Annotated in this window: 13 protein-coding genes and 1 tRNA gene; 5 read left to right on the plus strand and 9 right to left on the minus strand. The window is 65.1% G+C overall.

All coding sequences use genetic code 11. The annotated features are described in order from the left end of the window. Positions 1-764: 764 nt before the first annotated feature. On the minus strand, positions 765-2,108 hold the full coding sequence (gene gdhA, locus EHV23_RS03460; protein ID WP_125094725.1) for an NADP-specific glutamate dehydrogenase: 1,344 nt from the start codon (positions 2,106-2,108) through the stop codon (positions 765-767). Between the two features lie 1,007 nt (positions 2,109-3,115). Between gdhA and nhaC (EHV23_RS03465) the strand changes: the two genes are divergently transcribed. Further along, positions 3,116-4,495: a Na+/H+ antiporter NhaC gene (gene nhaC / locus EHV23_RS03465; RefSeq protein ID WP_125094726.1), complete on the plus strand. Its 1,380-nt coding sequence runs from the start codon at positions 3,116-3,118 to the stop codon at positions 4,493-4,495. Positions 4,496-5,139: 644 nt separating this feature from the next. On the opposite strand, the gene gloA is transcribed toward nhaC (EHV23_RS03465), so the two are convergent. Continuing rightward, positions 5,140-5,556 (minus strand): lactoylglutathione lyase, encoded by a 417-nt coding sequence (gene gloA / locus EHV23_RS03470; protein WP_125094727.1) that lies wholly within the window; start codon positions 5,554-5,556, stop codon positions 5,140-5,142. A 382-nt stretch (positions 5,557-5,938) separates the two neighbouring features. Between gloA and yghU the strand changes: the two genes are divergently transcribed. Further along, positions 5,939-6,733, plus strand: coding sequence for a glutathione-dependent disulfide-bond oxidoreductase (gene yghU / locus EHV23_RS03475; protein WP_125094728.1), 795 nt, complete (start codon positions 5,939-5,941; stop codon positions 6,731-6,733). A 259-nt stretch (positions 6,734-6,992) separates the two neighbouring features. On the opposite strand, the gene EHV23_RS03480 is transcribed toward yghU, so the two are convergent. The 3 genes from EHV23_RS03480 to EHV23_RS15160 form a co-directional block, all read right to left on the minus strand. Then, a complete protein-coding gene (locus EHV23_RS03480) occupies positions 6,993-7,979 on the minus strand; it encodes a hypothetical protein (protein WP_125094729.1) in 987 nt (328 codons plus the stop codon). Between the two features lie 303 nt (positions 7,980-8,282). Continuing rightward, positions 8,283-9,632 carry a flavodoxin gene (locus EHV23_RS03485; RefSeq protein WP_125094730.1) on the minus strand — a complete coding sequence of 450 codons (1,350 nt, stop codon included), beginning with the start codon at positions 9,630-9,632 and terminating at the stop codon, positions 8,283-8,285. Between the two features lie 9 nt (positions 9,633-9,641). Continuing rightward, positions 9,642-10,154 carry a flavodoxin family protein gene (locus EHV23_RS15160; protein ID WP_158615819.1) on the minus strand — a complete coding sequence of 171 codons (513 nt, stop codon included), beginning with the start codon at positions 10,152-10,154 and terminating at the stop codon, positions 9,642-9,644. A gap of 1,005 nt (positions 10,155-11,159) precedes the next feature. Here EHV23_RS15160 and EHV23_RS03495 point away from each other — a divergent pair. Then, positions 11,160-12,419: a cupin domain-containing protein gene (locus EHV23_RS03495; protein WP_125094732.1), complete on the plus strand. Its 1,260-nt coding sequence runs from the start codon at positions 11,160-11,162 to the stop codon at positions 12,417-12,419. Between the two features lie 181 nt (positions 12,420-12,600). Here the strand turns inward: EHV23_RS03495 and EHV23_RS03500 are convergent, their stop codons facing one another. The 3 genes from EHV23_RS03500 to EHV23_RS03510 all read right to left on the minus strand — a co-directional run bounded on the left by EHV23_RS03500 (position 12,601) and on the right by EHV23_RS03510 (position 16,526). Next, positions 12,601-13,299 (minus strand): VIT1/CCC1 transporter family protein, encoded by a 699-nt coding sequence (locus EHV23_RS03500; RefSeq protein ID WP_125094733.1) that lies wholly within the window; start codon positions 13,297-13,299, stop codon positions 12,601-12,603. A gap of 238 nt (positions 13,300-13,537) precedes the next feature. Then, positions 13,538-15,013 carry a Na+/H+ antiporter NhaC gene (gene nhaC / locus EHV23_RS03505; RefSeq protein WP_125094734.1) on the minus strand — a complete coding sequence of 492 codons (1,476 nt, stop codon included), beginning with the start codon at positions 15,011-15,013 and terminating at the stop codon, positions 13,538-13,540. A gap of 463 nt (positions 15,014-15,476) precedes the next feature. Then, complete coding sequence (locus EHV23_RS03510) at positions 15,477-16,526, minus strand: ornithine cyclodeaminase (protein ID WP_125094735.1); 1,050 nt, start codon at positions 16,524-16,526, stop codon at positions 15,477-15,479. 245 nt (positions 16,527-16,771) lie between these two features. Between EHV23_RS03510 and EHV23_RS03515 the strand changes: the two genes are divergently transcribed. Further along, a complete protein-coding gene (locus EHV23_RS03515; protein WP_125094736.1) occupies positions 16,772-17,194 on the plus strand; it encodes an Lrp/AsnC family transcriptional regulator in 423 nt (140 codons plus the stop codon). Between the two features lie 304 nt (positions 17,195-17,498). On the opposite strand, the gene EHV23_RS03520 is transcribed toward EHV23_RS03515, so the two are convergent. Beyond that, positions 17,499-17,573, minus strand: a tRNA-Val gene (locus EHV23_RS03520). A gap of 167 nt (positions 17,574-17,740) precedes the next feature. Here EHV23_RS03520 and gltX point away from each other — a divergent pair. Then, positions 17,741-19,174 carry a glutamate--tRNA ligase gene (gene gltX / locus EHV23_RS03525; protein WP_125094737.1) on the plus strand — a complete coding sequence of 478 codons (1,434 nt, stop codon included), beginning with the start codon at positions 17,741-17,743 and terminating at the stop codon, positions 19,172-19,174. Positions 19,175-19,224 lie beyond the last annotated feature (50 nt).

Below are 19,224 nucleotides of genomic sequence, written 5' to 3' on the forward strand. Positions count from 1 at the left end.
TCTTCGTTGCTGCAAGTGACTTCGTTGTGGCACGCGCCGCGGACCGGTACGTCCCTGCGGCTCATACGCTCACTGAAGCTTTGTTGCCCACGACCTGCGTCGTGGTCAACAAACCTTCAGCGCTAAAACACTTTCCGACAACCGGGGCTGCGCCCCGCCTGTCAGAAAGTCGTTCACGCGTACCGCGAAATCGCCGCAGTGACGTCCCGCTCCGCGGCGCTCGATGCAGGGCGGGGCAGCAACCCGGTGACGCAGGGATGGACACAGTACCTCTCTGGGGGGACGAATGAGTTACGCACTGTTGGCGAACCGCGCATGAACTGGCTTCTTCTCGTCGAAGTCGCGACAGGCGAGTCTGGGAAGCGGTGCGGGGAGCGGACCCCTCCTGCGGCGATTTCGCGGTAGGCGGTAAACACTTTCTGACGGGCGGGGCGCAGCCCCGGTTGTCGGAAAGTGTCAGCCCGACAAGTTTGTTGACCACGACGCAGGTCGTGGGCAACAAAGTTGGCGTGAGCGTATGAGCCGCAGGAGGGGTCCGCTCCCCGTGCCGCCCCACCCGGGGCCGTCTTCCGTGAATCCGTGCCCCTGCCCGGAGTTGTCTTTCATGGATCCGCGCCCCAGTCCATAGCCGTCGTCCATGAACCGCCAACCGTGCAAAAGGAAACGCCCGGGCTATCACAGGGATGTCCGGGCGTTTCCTTTGCCTGGGGTAGCTGCAGGGAATGAAGCAGGCCGGGAAAGCCTGCCCATTCCCCGCCAGGGGATCAGTAGACGCCCTGTTGCAGCATGGCGTCGGCCACCTTCACGAAGCCGGCGATGTTGGCACCGGCCACGTAATTGATGCTGCCGTCGCTGCGCTTGCCGTAGCGCACGCAGTTTTCGTGGATGCTGTTCATGATGCCGTGCAGACGCTGGTCGACCTCTTCGGCCGTCCACGACAGGCGCATGGCGTTCTGGCTCATTTCCAGGCCGGAGACGGCTACGCCGCCGGCGTTGCTGGCCTTGCCCGGTGCGTAGAGGGTGCGGGCCTTCAGGAAGATGTCCACGGCGTCCAGTGTGGTCGGCATGTTGGCACCTTCGGCCACGGCCTGCACGCCGTTGGCGACGAGGGTTTTGGCGTCTTCGGCGTTCAGTTCGTTCTGGGTGGCGCAGGGCAGGGCGATGTCCACGGGCACATGCCACGGGGTGCGGCCTTTTTCGAAGCGCAGGCCACGCTCGGCGGCCAGTTCGGAGAGGCGGCCGCGTTTTTCATTCTTCAGGTGGAAGATGGCATCGAGCAGTTCGCGGTTGATGCCGGCTTCATGGATCAGCGTGCCTTCGGAGTCGGACATGGTCAGCACGCGGGCACCCAGTTCCAGCGATTTGAGCGCTGCATACTGGGCCACGTTGCCCGAGCCGGAAATGGCCACGCGCTGGTTTTTGAAGTCCTGATTGACGGCCTTGAGCATTTCCAGGGCGAAGTACACCACGCCGTAGCCAGTGGCCTCCGGACGGATCAGGCTGCCGCCAAACGACATGCCCTTGCCGGTGAGCACGCTGCCGGTCTCGTTGGCCAGCTTCTTGTACATGCCGTTCAGGAAGCCCACCTCGCGGCCGCCCACGCCGATGTCGCCGGCGGGCACGTCGGTGTCGGGGCCGATGTGACGGTAGAGTTCCATCATCAGGGCCTGGCAGAAGCGCATCACCTCACCATCGCTCTTGCCCTTGGGGTCGAAGTCGGAGCCGCCCTTGCCGCCGCCCATGGGCAGCGTGGTGAGGGCGTTCTTGAAGGTCTGCTCGAAGGCAAGGAATTTCAGGATGCCCAGATTGACGGACGGGTGGAAGCGCAGGCCGCCCTTGTAGGGGCCGATGGCGGAGCTGTGCTGCACGCGCCAGGCGCGGTTGACCTGGACCTGACCCTTGTCGTCCACCCAGGCCACGCGGAACTGGATGGCGCGCTCGGGTTCGACCAGGCGCTCGAGCAGGCCCTGGCTGGAATAGCGGGGGTTGGTCTGCAGGAAGGGCCAAAGGCTGTCCATCACCTCCTGTACGGCCTGCAGAAATTCGGTCTGGTGCGGATCGCGCCGCTTGACCATGTTCATGAAGTCGTCAACGGACTTGTATTGCATACGTGCTGCCTCCCTGGGATTGAACATAACCGGCTGTGCCGGTGCGGACCTGGATGGAATGGCCGGGTGCCTCGCCGTCTCGCGCTGAGGCGCACCTGTTTCAGGCCATTCGTGCGGGCCAGCACGAATGCGTTCATTCATATTAATACAAAAGTAACCATGTGCCAGGACAGGGCATCGGGGTTTTACCGGAGGGCGGGCAGGTAACAGCGCTGAAACCGGGGAGCGTCGGTGCCGGTGAGCGTGATGGTGGTGGCCGGCCGGGACAGGCAGGGTGGCCGCCGGGGCTGGTGCATGCTGCGGGTGAGGATGGTGCCGGTGCCTGTTCCAGAGGGCTTTCCGCATGCCGGCGGGATGTGGTGACGGTGCTTCGGAGGCAGGGGTGGGCAGGCAGGGGAATGCCGGGGTCTGTGGACGATTTCTTTCGGGTGGCAGGGGGGTGTCGGCATGAGATAATCACGGCGCCCGCAAAACCTTCCGGTGTACGGAGTGCGGCTTGTGGCGCGGGATTCGGCGCCATGGGCACCATGGCAAGGCATCCGTGTGCGGCACTTTTCCGGGACCATCGGCGGTACCGGTTTCAGGGTGGCCCGCATGCCCCGGTAAGGGCTTTTGGGGGGGGCGTCATGGTGGTCCGCCGCGGTGGCGTTCAGCCTGTTTGCGTCCGGCATGCCGGACGGTTGCGGCCCTGCCCAGACCCCGCAGGCGGGGGCGCCGTGGTGGCATGCGTGCTGCGTTGTGCAGCTTCTGCATGGCACGGGCCGGGTGCCGGAGGCATACCGGAAGTCCCGGTGCCGGGCTGTTTCCGGTGCGGTTCCATAGTTTGCCGCTATGTTTGTCATGGCTGTGAGCTATGGATTTCTGGCTGTGGGCCATGAATGTCTGCCCAATATTTCGGCATGTACGACGGCATGTGCAATGCCCGGACGGGGGCCGGACCTGTCCGGCCGGTTGCAGGCCGGCTGCTTTCGCTTGTTTCACTTCCAACGACAGGATTCAATATCACCATGTTCAGCGTCAAACCCCTGCTGGATATGCCCCGCTGGGAGGCGGGGCTCGTGGCCATCATCATCGTGGCGCTGATGGGCTACGTCATCATCGCGCTGGAATGGGTGCCGCACATGGCCATTCTGGTGGCCATGATCTGCCTGCTGGTGTATGGGCTCAGCCGGGGCGTTTCGTACAACGACATGCAGTCACGAATGGTGTCGGCCGTGGGGCAGGGCATGGGGGCGCTGTACCTGTTCTTCTTCATCGGGCTGCTGGTGGTGGCGCTGATGATCAGCGGGGCCATCCCGACGCTGATGTACTACGGCTTCGGCATGATCTCGCCGGGGTATTTCTATTTCTCGGCCTTTGCGCTGAGTTCGCTGATCGGCATTTCGCTGGGCAGCAGCCTGACCACCTGTGCCACGGTGGGCGTGGCCTTCATGGGCATGGCGCACGCCTTCCATGCGGACATGGCGATGACGGCCGGTGCGGTGGTGTCGGGGGCCTTCTTCGGGGACAAGATGTCGCCCATTTCCGATACGACCGGCATTGCGGCCTCCATCGTGGGGATCGACCTGTTCGAGCACATCCGCAACATGATGTACACGACGGTACCGGCCTGGCTGCTCAGTGCGGCGGTCTATCTGTGGGTGCTGCCGGATGTGGCGGCGCATGACCTGAACAGCGTGACGGTGATCCAGGACCAGCTGGAGAAGTCGGGTCTGATCCACGGGTATTCGGTGCTGCCCTTCGTGCTGCTGCTGGCGCTGGCACTGCGCAAGGTCAATGCCATCGTGTCGCTGATGGCCACGATCTTCCTGGCCACGGCCATCACCTACCTGCACCAGGCGCCGAGCCTGACGGAGCTGGGGACGTGGTTCTTTGCGGGGCCGTCCTTCCCGGAAAGCTGGGGGGATATTGCAAAGCTGCTGTCGCGGGGGGGCATCCAGAGCATGTTCTTCACGCAGACCATCGTGATTCTGGGGTTGAGCTTTGGTGGGCTGCTGTTTGCGCTGGGGGTGATTCCGGCGCTGCTGGACGGGGTGCGCAGTTTCCTGACGACGGCGGGGCGTGCCACCTTCAGTGTGGCGGCCACGGCGGTGGGGGTGAACACGCTGATCGGCGAGCAGTACCTGAGCATTCTGCTGACGGGCGAGACCTTCAAGCCGGTCTATGAGCAGTTGGGGCTGCATCCGCGCAATCTGTCGCGTTCGCTGGAGGATGCGGGGACGGTGATCAACCCGCTGGTGCCGTGGAGCGTGTGCGGGGTGTTCATCTTCAATGTGCTGGGGGTGCCGGTCTGGCACTATCTGCCGTTTGCGGTGTTCTGTTACATGAGTCTGGTGCTGACGCTGCTGTTCGGCTGGACGGGGGTGACGCTGACGAAGGCGGAGTGACTCTGCGACTGCTTGGGGGCGTGAAACAGGTAGCCCTCTGTCGGGCAAGTCTCCGTTCGTGGTTTGCCTGGTGTGAGGAAGGCTGGCTTTGGAGGGAGGACTGCTGGGAGGGGGTCTGCACGCGGAAGACGGCTTCGTTGTGGCACGCGCCGGGGAGCGGTATGCGATTGCTGCTCAACGCTCACTGAAGGTTTGTTGCCCACGACCTGCGTCGTGGTCAACAAACCTTCAGCGCTAAAACACTTTCCGACAACCGGGGCTTACGCCCCGCCTGTCAGAAAGTCGTTCACGCGTACCGCGAAGTCGCAGCACTCGCATCCCGCTCCCCGGCGCTTGTGGCAGGTTGGGAGGCCTGTGTTCTGACGGGGAGCCTGCTGCCCGTTGCCCGTTCTTCCTGCTGGAGGAGGCGTCGTCCAGATGATGAGCGCCGCGGAGCGGGACGCCACTGCGGCGATTTCGCGGTAGCCGTAGAACCTTTTTTGCCCGCAGGGCAAAAAAGTTCATAGGCGCCCGTTTTTGCCGGCCACGACGAAGGTCGTGGACGTCAAAAATGGGCTGAGCGTATGAGCCGCAGGGGTGTACCGGTCCGCGGTGCGTGTTTCAGCGGAGTCGTCTTCCTTCCGAAGGGGAAATTGCCCGGGGGATTACCGCAATCCGGTCCCCGCGCCCGTGTCATCGGCACGCTGGATGAGTTCGACCTTGTAGCCGTCGGGGTCGGTGACGAAGGCGATGACGGTGGTGCCGCCCTTGACGGGCCCCGGTTCACGGGTGACGTTGCCGCCGGCGGCCCGGATGCGTTCACAGGCGGCGTAGGCATCGGGGACGCCGATGGCGATGTGGCCATAGGCGGTGCCCTTCTCGTATTCGGTGGTGCCCCAGTTGTAGGTGAGTTCTAGCTCGGCCTGGTCCGGATTGCCGCCACCGTAGCCGAGGAAGGCGAGCGTATATTTGTATTCGGGGTTTTCGGACTTGCGCAGCAGGCTCATGCCGAGGACTTCGGTGTAGAACCGGATGGAGCGGTCGAGGTCGCCGACGCGCAGCATGGTGTGCAGCATTCGCATGGGGTTTCTCCTGTTGTGAGGGGGAAGAGGACCCATTCTAGAACGAGTGGCTGGGGAGAGAGGCCCCAGGGTGGTTGATCAAGGTAGTGAAGTGATCGGGGCGGTGATCGGGGTGTGCGACGGCCGTGGGTCTGGCCGGGAGCATGGTCCGGGAGGTGGGCAGGAAGTGGGCAGGAAGTGGGGGGCCGGGCGCGATACCGGCATGGTGCCGGGAACTCTACAATGACGGGCAGATGTGAATGGCCGGCGTTTGCCGCTGCCGGCTTCCCGCAAGGGGAAGCTGCCCGTGGTCTCCTGCACGGAGGCCGGGTGTTCGCCATTTTGTGGGCATGCCGCTGTCCAGGTGCCGGCGTGCCGTTTTCAGTTTTCAGGGAGAACCGTGATGAGTGCATCTACTTACACCCCACCTGCCGTGTGGGTCTGGGACAAGTCCAATGGAGGCAAGTACGCGTCGGTCAACCGGCCGACGGCGGGCGCGCAGTACGAGCAGACGCTGCCGGTGGGTGACCGGCCCTTTCAGCTGTATTCGCGCGGCACACCCAATGGCCAGAAGGTCACGATCATGTTCGAGGAGCTGCTCGAAGCGGGGGTGAAGGAGGCAGCCTACGATCTGTGGGCCATCGACATCGGCAAGGGCGACCAGTTCGGGTCGGGCTTCGTGGCAGTGAATCCCAATTCGAAGATTCCGGCACTGGTGGACCGCAGCGGTGACAGTCCGGTGAACGTGTTCGAGTCGGGGGCGATTCTGGTGTATCTGGCCGAGAAGTTCGGCCGGTTCCTGCCGGTTTCGGGGGCTGCCCGGGCGGAGTGCCTGTCGTGGCTGTTCTGGCAGGTGGGCAGCGGGCCGTATCTGGGCGGCGGCTTCGGGCATTTCTATGCCTATGCGCCCGAGAAGTTCGAGTATCCGATCAACCGTTTTGCCATGGAGACCAAGCGCCAGCTGGACCTGCTGGACAGGCATCTGGCCAGCCGCGAGTTCATCTGCGAAAGCGGTTATTCGGTGGCCGACATGGCCATCTGGCCGTGGTATGGGCGGCTGGTGCTGGGTGAGCTGTATGGGGCGGCGGAGTTTCTGGATGTGGCCTCATACAAGAACGTGCTGCGCTGGACGAAGCAGCTGGCCGAACGGCCGGGGGTGCAGCGAGGCAAGGATGCACAGCACCGGCCGCTGAAGTGAGTTTGCGCATGCCCCCACAGCAGAGGTGACGCCCCTGGAACCGGCTGCGCTGCTCCACTGTCGTGGGGCAGCGCAAGGGGGCAGGATTCCTACATTCCCAATGGTTTCAGGGCTCTGCCAATGCAGTCTCACTGCGCCCAAACAGGGAGTCACTTCGGGGGCAGCGCGGGGATGAATGGGTTCCTGACATACGCTACGGGGGCAGGCAGACGGGAGATGTTCATGGGCATGCTCCCGCCGGTTTTTCGCCTGTCGTGGTTTACTGCGGATAACGCAGATAGAGGTTCTCCCCGTTGTCGCTGGCGATGTCGAGATAGGGGCCGACGTAGCGCAGCGGCTGCGGATTGCGCCAGTAACTGCCGGGAACCTGCCAGACGTTGCAGGTGAGCCGGTGGACGAGAATGGTGTTGATATTGAAGCAGACCCGGAACTGGTCGTGCCGTTCTCCCTTGAGCAGCATCAGCTGGATGCGCTGGGGGCCTGACCCCGAGTTCCAGTCCTGTATGACCTGTTCGAAGGGAATGCGTTCTCCCTGTTTCAGAACGAGTTCGCTGCTGGCCTGGACGCTGGCGGAATGGCGGCGTCGGAACCAGGTGCTGCCGGAGGTGCGCACTTCAAGGATGTTGAAGGCGCTTTGCCCGACTGACAGTAATGGCGTACCGGGGCGGGACCATTTCAGGTTGTCCAGTTCGCCTGAAGGCAGGCGCCACGACACTTCGGTACGGCTTTGCTCCAGTCCCTGGCTGATGTCACGGGTGTCCTGGTCTGTGTGACTGATGTACTGCAGCGTGTTGCCCTCCAGCTGGTTCTGCTGCAGCCGCCTGTTTTCGTGGCCGGTGCCGGTCAGCGGCGTGCCGCCGGGCATGGCCTGCGACCACGGAACGGCCACCTGACGGCCCTGGTCATTGGTGGTGCTGGCGGTGAGTGCGCGCGCCAGTACATCGGCCCGTACGCCCTGGCTGGAAATGGGCTGCATCCATGCCCAGATGCGGCGCAGACTGGTGCCCTGGGTGCTGGCACTGGCCGCTGAGCCGGTGGCGGCGGTTGAGGCCGTGGTTTCCGCAACCGGGGTACCGGCAGCCGTGTTGTCCGGGGCCGCGGTGGCTGTATCGCTCTGGGGGGCGGTGGAAGCCCCGGTTTCGGCTGTGGACGGTACTTCCTGCGCCTGCAGGGACTGCCAGGCGGGAATGGAAACCAGCAGGGCCGCGATGCTGGCGGCGAGCAGACGGGGTTGGCTGCGTTTCATGGTGCATCCTCTGATCGTTGATGTGTGTCTGAGGGCGCGACCCTGCGGGTGGGAGGGAATGGAGACGCCCGCAGGTGACCACAGACGGCTTCATTGTGACGGTAGGCTTTACAACAGGTCACTGTTGTTAGTAAAGGTTGTAGCCGGAAACGATAGTTTGACGGAAAACTTTACAAAGTCTGCGGAAGTGATGGCGGCGGGCAACGCAGGCGCCCCCATTATGCGCAGGGGGTGTAGTGGGAATGGCTACAGCCAACGCGCCGGAATGGGGTGTTGATGGGGGGCGGGCACGTGCCGCTCAGTTCAGGACTGGGGAGCTGTCCCCAGCCATTGTTGCACCTGCTTCTCGGCCTCGGCCGCGGCGCGGCCGCGGATGGCGTTGGTGCTGCTGTTGTTGTCGGGGTTGCCGATGAGGGTGAGGCCGGGCAGTACGGTGCTGTCCGGGCAGAGCTGGCCGATCTGGACAAAGCTTTCGCCGGCGCCACCGCCCGCGTGGGTGGTGAAGGGCACGAGCGTCTTGCCGGCCAGATTGCTGTTCTTGAGCCAGGTCTTGACCGGTGGGGGAAGCTGCGCGTCCCAGACGGGGAAGCCGATGAAGATCAGCGGGTAGGGGCTGATGTCGGTGTCGAAGCGGCCGAGCTTGGGCAGGTAGCCCAGCTGGTTCTCCAGCTGCACCTGTTCCATCGCGTTCTTGTAGTCGCGCGGATAGAGCATCAGCGGCTTGAGGTCGGCCACGTCGGCGTTGGTGTATTTCTGGATCATCCACGCCACGGTCTCGGTGTTGCCGGTGGGCGAGAAGCAGACGATGAGCGCCTGCTGGCCGGCGGTGAGCCCCGTGGGCAGGGGGGCCGGGGTGGTGGCTGCGGACGCGGATGTGGTGGTGGGGGCTACGGCGGCGGCACCAGCAGCACCGGCTGTGCCGGCTGCAGCGGTTGCTGTGGCCGTTGCTGGGCTGGCAGTGGGGGCAAGACTGCCTGCCAGGGAGGAGGGGACGCTAGCGCCTGATGTGACGGCCGGGGTACCTGCGCGGGTGCCGGCCACCGAAGGTGCGGAACCGGTTCCTGTGCCCGGGCTGGCGCCCGCGGGCGCGTTTCCGGGGGCGGATGCCGTTCCCGGGGCTGTGCCTGCCGTGCTGGAGGCCGGAGCGGCAGCTGGGCCGGCAGCTGCACTGGTGGCCAGCGGCATGGCCGGAACCCGTGGCAGCGGCGGCAGCGCCTGCAGGAGCGTGACGGTGGCCGTGAGATCGATGGCGGCCACGGGGGCGGCTGCTCCCGGTGCGGCATCCATCAGGAAGGCACCGCGGGGCTCTCCCAGGCGTTCGGCAAAGGCGACCAGGCCCTGAACCGATTCGGCATTGTTCAGGTCCACTTTCGTGCTGCGCGACTTCAGGCCGGCGCGGCGGAGCACCTTGGCGAGGGCTTCGGCCGGGCGCGGGGCGGTCTCTGCCGGGGCCGTGGCCGGTGCGGCCGGGGTGCTGGCGGCAGACGTGGTGCCTTCAGCGCTTCCCGTGGCAGGATCCGTGGCGACGGCTGCGGGTGCCGGGCTGTCGAACAGCAGGTCTGCCAGCACCAGCTGGCGGTCGGTGCCCAGGTGCCGGGCCACGGTTTCGGTAGCCGGGTTGATGCCGATCAGGATGATGACTTCCTTGGTCATGATGCGCGCTCAGCCTTTCACGAAGGGCGTGGCCCAGGCCTGCAGTTCGCGCCCGGCCGCTTCGAGCTGCTCGTCTTCGAGCGGGTAGAGCACGCCGTCTTCCTCGACGCCGCCCAGCAGGGCCAGCGGTGGCAGGAGGGTGGCGCCGGGGCACAGGGTCTTCAGGGTGTCGAATGCTTCGCCGGGGCCGACGCCGCTGTGGGTGCAGAACGGGGCCAGTGTCTTGCCGGCGAGGGCGGCCGCGTTGTCGCGGATCCAGGCTTCCATGGTGGCGGGAATCTGGTTGGTCCAGATGGGAAAGCCCAGGAAGATGAGGTCATGGGCGGCCAGGTCGATCTGGTCTGGCTCCAGCGGTTCGGGGCTGTCGTCCTCGTCGAGGCCCAGGGCGTAGTCGGCGGGACGCTCGACGGCCATCAGGGTGGCGCCAGTCTGTTTCTGCAGCAGTCTGGCCACGCTCTGGGTGCTGCCGGTGAACGAAAAATAGGCGATCAGGGTACGGCTGGCGGGAAAGGGGGCTGTCATGGTGCGTGGTGCAGGCGGTCCGGGTTGCATCGGCAGACCGTTATGATAGCCGCGCGCCCCGGCCTGGCGTGCAGCCGGCCCTGTCCATGCCGTTCGGCTTCGTCGTGAAGTCTGGCGCCGTCCATGCGGTCTGGCCTTGTCGTGGAGCCTGGCACCATCCTTGCGGTCCGACCCCATCATGAAATCTGGCGCCATCCATGCAGCCTGCTTCATCGTGCAGTGAGGCCGCCTCCATGCCGTTCGGCCCCATCGTGGAGCCCGGTCCCGCCACGCAGCCCGGACGGCGGGGCGTCCGGGTGCGGTGGGGGGGGGCCGCAGGGCAGCGGTGGCTCTGAACACCGCGCCCTGCTCACCGGTCGAGTGAGAGTAGATAAGACCGATGGTCTCCAGCTCGTTGTTGTTGTCGGGCCGGGGGGACTCAGCCGGGTGACTGAACCGGCCCTGCGTAGTGCGCAGACCGGAGCGTATCAGCGGTACGGATTGTAAGTGGTTGCCATTGGCTGTCCATTTCGTTGTCTGGTGAATACGAACGTCCACGGCATGGCCCGTACATGAATGGTCTTGTACACAAAGCAGCCGGTGAGTACGCAAACCGTTGCATGAAGGTCGTTGTTTTCCCGATGGGGACAATGATTTGTGTGACGCCATATTTCGACGGGGCAATGTGTTTTTACAACCGCAAATCTATGTGCCGCGTGATGTGTAAAGAATTTCGTCGTAGTGCGGCGTCTTGCGTGGTGAGCCCCCTTCGGGTGTGCATGCGTGTGCTGGCTGTGCCCTGAAGTGGATGAACAAGTCCGCGACACGTTCTAGAATGAAACGTTTTCAAACCGTTTCCGGGCATTCCGGCCGGATGTCCCCCTGGGACACTCTGCAATCCTGGGTTCAAAGCGCTCGCAGGCTTTTGCAGAATGGTCCCTACCTGCGGGGGAGGCCGGCCGGGCTGTTCTTCCACATTCTGGGGTGGACCATGGTGGGGCACCCCTTCATTCAGGGTTCACACCGATGACGCAGACTGCTTCCCCGTCGCTGCCGCCGCTCGAAATCAATGCTGCCGGGGGGCCGTGGCCGCTCGGCATGCCGCCCGAACAGTTTCTGCGTGATTACTGGCAGAAGCGTCCGGTGCTGATCCGCAATGCCTTTCCGGACTTCGAATCGCCCATTCAGCCGGAGGATCTGGCCGGGCTGTCGTGTGAGGAGGGGGCGCTGGGGCGGCTGGCCAGTCACGATCCGGCCACGGACAGGTGGACGCTGCGCACGGGGCCATTCGATGAGGCGGAGTTTCCGGGCATGCCCGACCACGACTGGACGCTGCTGGTGCAGGACGTGGACAAGTGGGATGCCGATGTGCGCGGGCTGCTGGATCACTTCCGTTTCCTGCCGGCCTGGCGGATGGACGATGTGATGGTGAGTTTCGCGGCCCGGGGCGGCAATGTGGGGGCGCACATCGACAACTACGATGTCTTTCTGGTGCAGGGCGTGGGCCAGCGCCGCTGGATGATCGACAGCAAACCCAATCCGGATACGCGCTACCGTGACGATGTGCCGCTGCGGCTGCTGCAGCACTTCGATCCGGACTGCGACTGGGTGCTGAATCCGGGCGACATGCTGTATCTGCCGCCGGGCGTGCCGCATCATGGGGTGGCGGTGAATGCCTGTCTGACGATTTCGGTGGGTTTCCGGGCACCGTCGGCATCGGAGCTGCTGGAAGACTACATCGACGTGCTGACTTTCGATGCCGACGAATCGGTGCGTTACGACGATCCGGATGTGCAGGTGGCGGCCGATCCGTACGAGATCGACCGGTTTGCGCTGGATCGCGTCTGGGCCACGATGCAGCGGCTGAAGATGGACGATCCGGAGCGCTTTGCGGCGTGGTTTGGCCGGTTCATCTCCGGCTACCGGGTGGCGGCCGGCCAGTCACCGTCGCCGGAGCAGGGCAGCACCGAATCGGTGGCCGAGACGGTGGCCGACGGTGTGGTGTGGCAGCGGCACCCGTATTCGCGGATGGCCTGGCGGCGGTGTGCGGATGGCGGTGCCCAGCTGTTTGCCAACGCGCACGACTGGCCGGTGGATTCGGTGGAGGATGCGGCGCGCATCTGTGCGGCCGGGCATATCGATGCGCACGTGCTGGCGTCGCTGTCCCCGGCGGGCCGTGTGCTGGTGCAGCAGCTGGCCGAAGCGGGGCATTATGCGCCGGTGGATGCCGATGAGGTGTACGGCGAGGAGGATGACGGGCTGTACACCGAAGACGATGAAGACTGATTTCGGGTTGTTCCGGGGGCACCGCTCTGGCGGCTAGCCCGCTTGCATTCCTGACGGTGGGCAAAATACTTGTCCCGGTGTCTGCTGCCAGGTATTCAGCGAAACAGGCTGCGGTATTCGCCGTCAGGTGGCTCACCTACAGGTGTGCCTGCAGTGGCTTGCCCGGCCATATGGCAGGCACTCAGTTCAGACCTGCAGCCCCTTCGCCTGCCAGATAGCTGATCCCCAGCGCCACGACGCCCCAGAGCAGCAGCCGGAGTACGGCGCGGCCGGCCGGTGCGCCGCCGAGGCGGGCCGACAGCCAGCCCAGCCCGGCCAGTCCGGCCAGCGTGCTGGTGCACAGGGCCGGCAGCAGGGCATGGTCGGGCGTGGCGAAGACCACCAGCACCGGCACGATGGCGCCGCAGATGAAAGCCAGTGCCGAGGTCCAGGCGGCCTGCAGCGGGTTGGTGTCGATGGTCTCGCTCAGGCCGATCTCGTCGCGGGCGTGGGCTTCGAGGTCGTTGTGCCGGGTGAGCGCCTCGGCCACCTGCCGGGCCAGTGCGGGGGTGAGGCCACGGCTTTCGTAGATGCTGGCCAGCTCGCCCAGTTCGGCCTCGGGGTTGCGGTCCAGCTCCCGGCGCTCCTTGTCGAGGTCGGCACGCTCGGTGTCGGCCTGGCTGGAGACGGAGACGAATTCGCCCGCCGCCATGGAGAGGGCACCGGCCACCAGCGCCGAGAGACCCGCGATGACCAGGGCGCCACGGCCCGTGCTGGCGCCGGTCAGTCCCATCAGCAGGGCAGACGTGGAGATGAGGCCATCGTTGGCACCGAGCACGCCGGCGCGAAGCCAGTTGTTGCGGCTGCTGTAGTGGCGTTCGGGGTGGATGCTGCGGGACATGGCGAATGGTGACGGCTGAACATCGCCCAAGTCTAACGGTTTGCCGGCACCGGGGGTATCTGTTGTGCGTCCCCCGAAGGTCGTGTGTTTCGCAAATGACGGGGGTGCACCAAAGGAAAAGGGGCATGCTTCCATGGCTGGAAGCATGCCCCGGAAAATCGGGTGGGTGCTTTCCCTGCGGGCTTTCCCGTGGGTTCTGTCCAGGGGGATGGCTGTTCCTGCCTGACCCCCCTGAAGGTCAGCCCGCTACGGGCTGATGCCCGCTGCTGCTGCCAGCCTCGCGGCTGCTGCGCTCCTCGCGTTCCACTTCCGCTTCTTCTTCGGGGCTCATGCGCTGCACGCCAATGCCCAGGAAAGCCATGATGATGGCAATGATGGGGATGGAGTAGTTGAGGATGGCGTAGGGGCCGTATTCGAAGGCGGTGACGCCCAGCATGGACGAGGCGAACACGCCGCAGGTGTTCCAGGGTACCAGCACCGAGGTGATGGTGCCGCCGTCCTCGAGGGCGCGGGAGAGGTTGCGGGACTTGAGCCGCATCTTGCGGAAGGCCTCGACGTACATGCGGCCGGGCAGCAGGATGGAGATGTACTGCTCGGAGGTGGTGGCGTTGGTGAGAATGGCCGAGGCGATGGTGGCGGTGATCAGGCCGGCGGCGTTGCGGGCCATGTGCAGGATCTTTTCCACCAGGGCGCGCAGCATGCCGGTCTTTTCCATGACGCCACCGAAGGTCATGGCGACGATGGTGAGCGAGACGGTACCCATCATGGCGTCGATGCCGCCGCGGTTGAAGAGTTCATCCACCATGGCGTTGCCGCTGTTGAGCTTGAAGCCTTCCTGCAGCGTCTTGACGGCGGTGTCGATCTGGCCGTGCTGCACCCACACGTGGCAGGCCCAGCCCATCAGGATGCCGGCGGCCAGCGCGGGCAGGGCGGGCACCTTGCGGGCGATCAGCACGATCACGGCTACGGGGACCAGCAGCAGCCACGGCGAGATGACGAAGCTCTTCTGCAGCACGCCCAGCACCTCGTTGATCTTGCCGGCGTCGAGATGGGCGCCGGAGAACTGCATGCCCATCACGTAGTAGGCCACCAGGGCAATGACGAGGCCCGGGATGGTGGTGTAGAGCATATGCTTGATGTGGTCGAACAGGTCGGTGCCGGTGATGCCGGCGGCCAGGTTGGTGGTGTCGGAGAGCGGCGACATCTTGTCGCCGAAGTAGGCGCCGGAGATGACGGCGCCGGCCACCATCGGGGCGGGGATGTTGATGCTGTGGCCGATGCCCATGGCAGCCACGCCGATGGTGCCCATGGTGGCCCAGGAGCTGCCGATGGCCAGCGTGACCACGCAGCAGATGGCGCAGATGGTGAACAGGAAGAGCGAGGGCGAGAGCAGCTCCAGGCCGTAGTACACCATGGTGGCCACGATGCCGCCGCCGATCCAGCTGCCGATGGTGAGGCCGATCATGATGATGATCAGGATGGCGGGCAGGGCCATCTTGATGCCGGCGTAGCAGGCTTCCTCGATGTAGTTCCAGGTGTAGCCGAAACGCGTGGCGATGAAGGCGGCCGTGGCGGTGCCGATGAGCAGCGGCACGTGGGGGCTTGCCTTGAGCACGATGACGCAGATCCCCATGACGATGATCATGACCAGCATGGGAATGAGTGCAAAGGCAAAGGGGATGGGTGTCTCGTTGATTGTCTGGTTCTGGCTCATGGCCGTGCGTCCTTTGTCATGTGGCATGACGCTGCGGAAGGTGGACTGCCGATCCTTCCCGGGGTTGAAAGCGTCCGCCGGGGCGGGCGTGATGACCCGTCCGCGCCGGTGCGATGCCGGCCGCCTGTCGTTTCAGGCAGCCGGGCGGTTCCGGACAGGGGCAGCGCGGTGACGCGGACACAGGATGCGGGTGTCCGGTCTGCCGCCCGTGTCCGGGTCGTTCAGGTGGTGCAGAAGCATACCGCAGTGTTCATTCCGGGTGTTCGGTTTTCCGCCGTGCACGCCTTGCAACCCCACGATATCAGGAGCGTGCACGCACGGGGGAGGGGCGTAGGCCGGCCAGGTGCGCACACGCATCCCGCATCCGGGCGCGCCCGCGCACATGTGGATACCGAGGTCGGCCGGGTTCGGCACGCGTGGCCCGTACCCGGAAGCGCCTGCACACGGGGCCAGGCCGCGTGTGTCAGGCGGCGCGGCGCATGCGGGCCCGGCTGCGGCCACCCCGGGTGTAGCGGAACAGGTCCTTGGGATCGTCGCTGTCGGGCACCAGTTCGATGTCCACACCGACGCCGCGCAGCAGGGCCTGCTGGTAGACGTAGCGCAGCACCGAGTAGTCTTCCAGTGCAAAGCCGACCGAGTCGAAGATGGTGATCTGCTCGGGGCTCTGCCGGCCTTCCTCGATGCCGGCCAGCACCTTCCAGAGGTCCACCGTGGGGTGGTCGGCGGGCAGCTGCTGGATGTCGCCCTCGATGCGGGTCTGCGGCTCGTACTCGACGAAGATGCGGCCGGCCTTCATCACGTCGGCGTGCAGCTCGGTCTTGCCGGGGCAGTCGCCGCCCACGCCGTTGATGTGCATGCCCGGTTCGAGCATGTCGGGGGTGATGATGGTGGCGTAGGTCTTGTCGGCAGTGACGGTGGTGACGATGTCCGCCCCCCGCACGGCCTCGGCCGTGGAGTTGCAGCGGATGATTTTCAGCGACGTGTACTCCGCCATGTTGCGGATGAACTTTTCGGTGGCGGCCGGATCGACATCGTAGACGGCGATTTCATTTATGCCGAGGTGGGCGTGGAAAGCCAGTGCCTGGAACTCGCTCTGGGCGCCGTTGCCGATCAGGGCCATGCGCTTGGAGTCGGGACGGGCCAGTGCACGGGCGGCCATCAGCGAGGTGGCACAGGTGCGCAGTGCCGTGGCCACGGTCAGCTCGGACAGCAGCACGGGGTAGCCGGTGTCGACATCGGCCAGCACGCCGAAGGCCATGACGGTGGGCATGCCCTTCTGGTAGTTGTTGGGGTGGCCGTTGACGTACTTGAAGGCGTAGCGTTCGGCGTTGGAGACGGGCATCAGTTCGATGACGCCGATGTCCGAGTGGTTGGCCACGCGGGCGGATTTGTCGAAATCCGGCCACTGCCGGAAGTCGTCACGGATGGTGTCGGCCAGTTCGCCGATGAAGCGGGGTACGCCGATGTCGTACACCAGTTTCGACATCGTGGGCACATCGATGAAACGGGTCATGTTCGGGCTCCGGGTGAGGATGCTGCGCGGTGCTGGGCCGGCCGCAGCAGTGCATCGAAAGGGAGGGGTCTGCCACGGGCAGGGCGGCCTCCGGGAAGGCGTGATTGTTCCCGCGAGGGCTGCCAGTTTGAAGTGGCTTTGTTGTCAGTAATACCGCTTTTATGTACATTGTGGATGGTATATGCAGGCAGAATGAATGGCACGCCCCGGTGCTCAGGGATATCCCGAATGGAGACGATAACGGCATGAACGATCTGGACAGGCAGCTGATCGCCCTGCTGCGCGAGAACGCACGCATGCCGGTGGTGGCGCTGGCGAAGAAGCTGCAGGTGGCGCGGGCCACGGTGCAGAACCGCATTGCGCGGCTGGAGCAGGACGGGGTGATCGTCGGCTATACGCTGCGGCTGCGCCCCGAGGAGGATGCGCAGCAGATCCGCGCCATCATGAGTGTGGCGGTGGAGAGCAACCGCGAGGAGGCGGTGATGCGCATGCTGCGTGGCCATGTGGCCGTGGTCACGCTGCATTCGGTGAATGGCCACTGGGATCTCGTGGCCGAGCTGCGGCTGGAAAACCTGGAGGCCTTCGAACAGCTCATCGGCAGCGTCCGTGCCATGTCCGGCGTCAAGGCCACCGAGACGAGCATCGTGCTGGCCACCTACAAGATGTAGCCGATGCGGCCGCGACCGTCGCAGCCGTGTGGAAGCTGTCGTGCCGGCGCTGCCATGCGGAAACTGTCGTGCCGGAGCAGCAGCGGCTGCGTTCATGTGACGGCCGGCCCTGCCTGCGCTGCCGGCGTTGCCCTGCCTGGCAAGGCGGCCAGTCTTGCCTGTGCCGCGCCTGGTCTAGAAAGCGCTGCCCGGTGTCTGCAGGAAGGCGATTTCCTCCGCGGTGGCGGTACATCAGCCAGGAATGAACGTCGGATACAGAAATGAAAAAAGCAGCCGGGGCATGTGCCTGGGCTGCTTTTTGAATTGGTGGGCGATACTGGGTTCGAACCAGTGACCCCTGCCGTGTGAAGGCAGTGCTCTACCGCTGAGCTAACCGCCCGGAAGGAAGTTTGGCACCCTGCAGGCTGTACTGCGTGGCGTGCCGCATCCGGTAAGCCAGCAGTATAACGGGAAAATTCCGTTCGTCAAACCTGGGCCTGAAAAAAGTTTGGTGGCGGTTTTGTTCTACCATCGGGCCACCCAGCCGTTTTCATACCTGTGAACATCATGACTGCTCCTGCTACACCCGTTGGCCGGGTGCGTACCCGCTTTGCGCCCAGCCCCACCGGTTTCCTGCACATTGGCGGGGTGCGCACGGCCCTCTATGCCTGGGCCTTTGCCCGGCACTTCGGTGGCGACTATGTGCTGCGCATCGAGGACACCGATGTGGAACGCTCCACCCCCGAGGCGGTGGCCGCCATTCTGGAAGGGCTGGCCTGGCTGGGCCTGAAGGAGGACGAGGGGCCGTTCTACCAGATGCAGCGGATGGACCGCTATCGTGCGCTGATCGGCGAGATGCTAGCCGATGGCCGTGCCTACCATTGCTATGCCACGCCCGAAGAGCTGGAAGCGATGCGCGAGGCGCAGCGTGCCCGGGGCGAGAAGCCGCGCTACGATGGCCGCTGGCGCCCCGAGAACGCTACCGGCCGGACGCCGCCGGCCGGCGTGAAGCCGGTGGTGCGCTTTCGCAACCCGGACGACGGCGTGGTGAGCTGGGACGACATGGTCAAGGGCACCATCAGCATCGGCAATGCCGAGCTGGACGATCTGGTCATTGCCCGCTCGGACGGCACGCCCACCTACAACTTCTGTGTGGTGGTGGACGATCTGGACATGGGCATCACGCACGTCATCCGCGGCGATGACCACGTCAACAACACACCGCGGCAGATCAACATCCTGCGCGCGCTGGGGGCCGAGCCCCCGGTCTATGGCCACCTGCCGATGATCAACGGGCCGGACGGGCAGAAGCTGTCCAAGCGGCATGGGGCGGTGTCGGTTCTGCAGTACCAGGAAGAGGGCTTCCTGCCCGATGCCATCATCAACTATCTGGCCCGGCTGGGCTGGAGCCATGGGGACGATGAGCTTTTCTCGCGCGAGCAGCTCATCGAATGGTTCGATGGTTCGCACCTGTCGGTGTCGCCGGCACAGCTCGATTTCGACAAGTTCCGCTGGGTGAACCAGCAGTACCTGAAGGCGTTGCCCGATGCCGAACTGGCGGCGGAGGTCGGCAGGCGCCTGCAGGCACGCGGCGTGCCGGCGGTTTTGGGTGGCCAGCCCGTGCCGGATGACCGGCTGGCGGCGATGTGTGCGCTCTGGAAGGACCGTTCGCCCACCTGGGTGGTGCTGACCGACTGGGTGGCCCATTTCTTCGCGCCACCGGCCCCGGATGCGGCCGTGCTGGCCCAGAAACTGACCGATGCCGTGAGGCCGGCCGTGGCCGAATTCATGGCGGGGCTACCGGCCGTGGCGGGCGACCGCGAGGCCATCGGCGCGCTGATGAAGACGGTCCTGAAAAATCATGGGCTGAAGATGCCGCAGCTGGCGGTACCGTTGCGGCTGATGGTGTTCGGCGTCGAGCAGACACCGTCGGTGGACGCCATGCTGGCCCAGCTCCCGGCCGGCGAGATCGCGGCGCGGGTGGGGCGGTACGTGTCGTGAGAGGGTTCCCCGGGGGGGCTGGGGGCGAGGTTTTCGGGGGCTGCCAGCAA

It is taken from the genome of Lautropia dentalis (genome assembly GCF_003892345.1).
Taxonomy (GTDB): Bacteria; Pseudomonadota; Gammaproteobacteria; order Burkholderiales; family Burkholderiaceae_E; genus Lautropia; species Lautropia dentalis.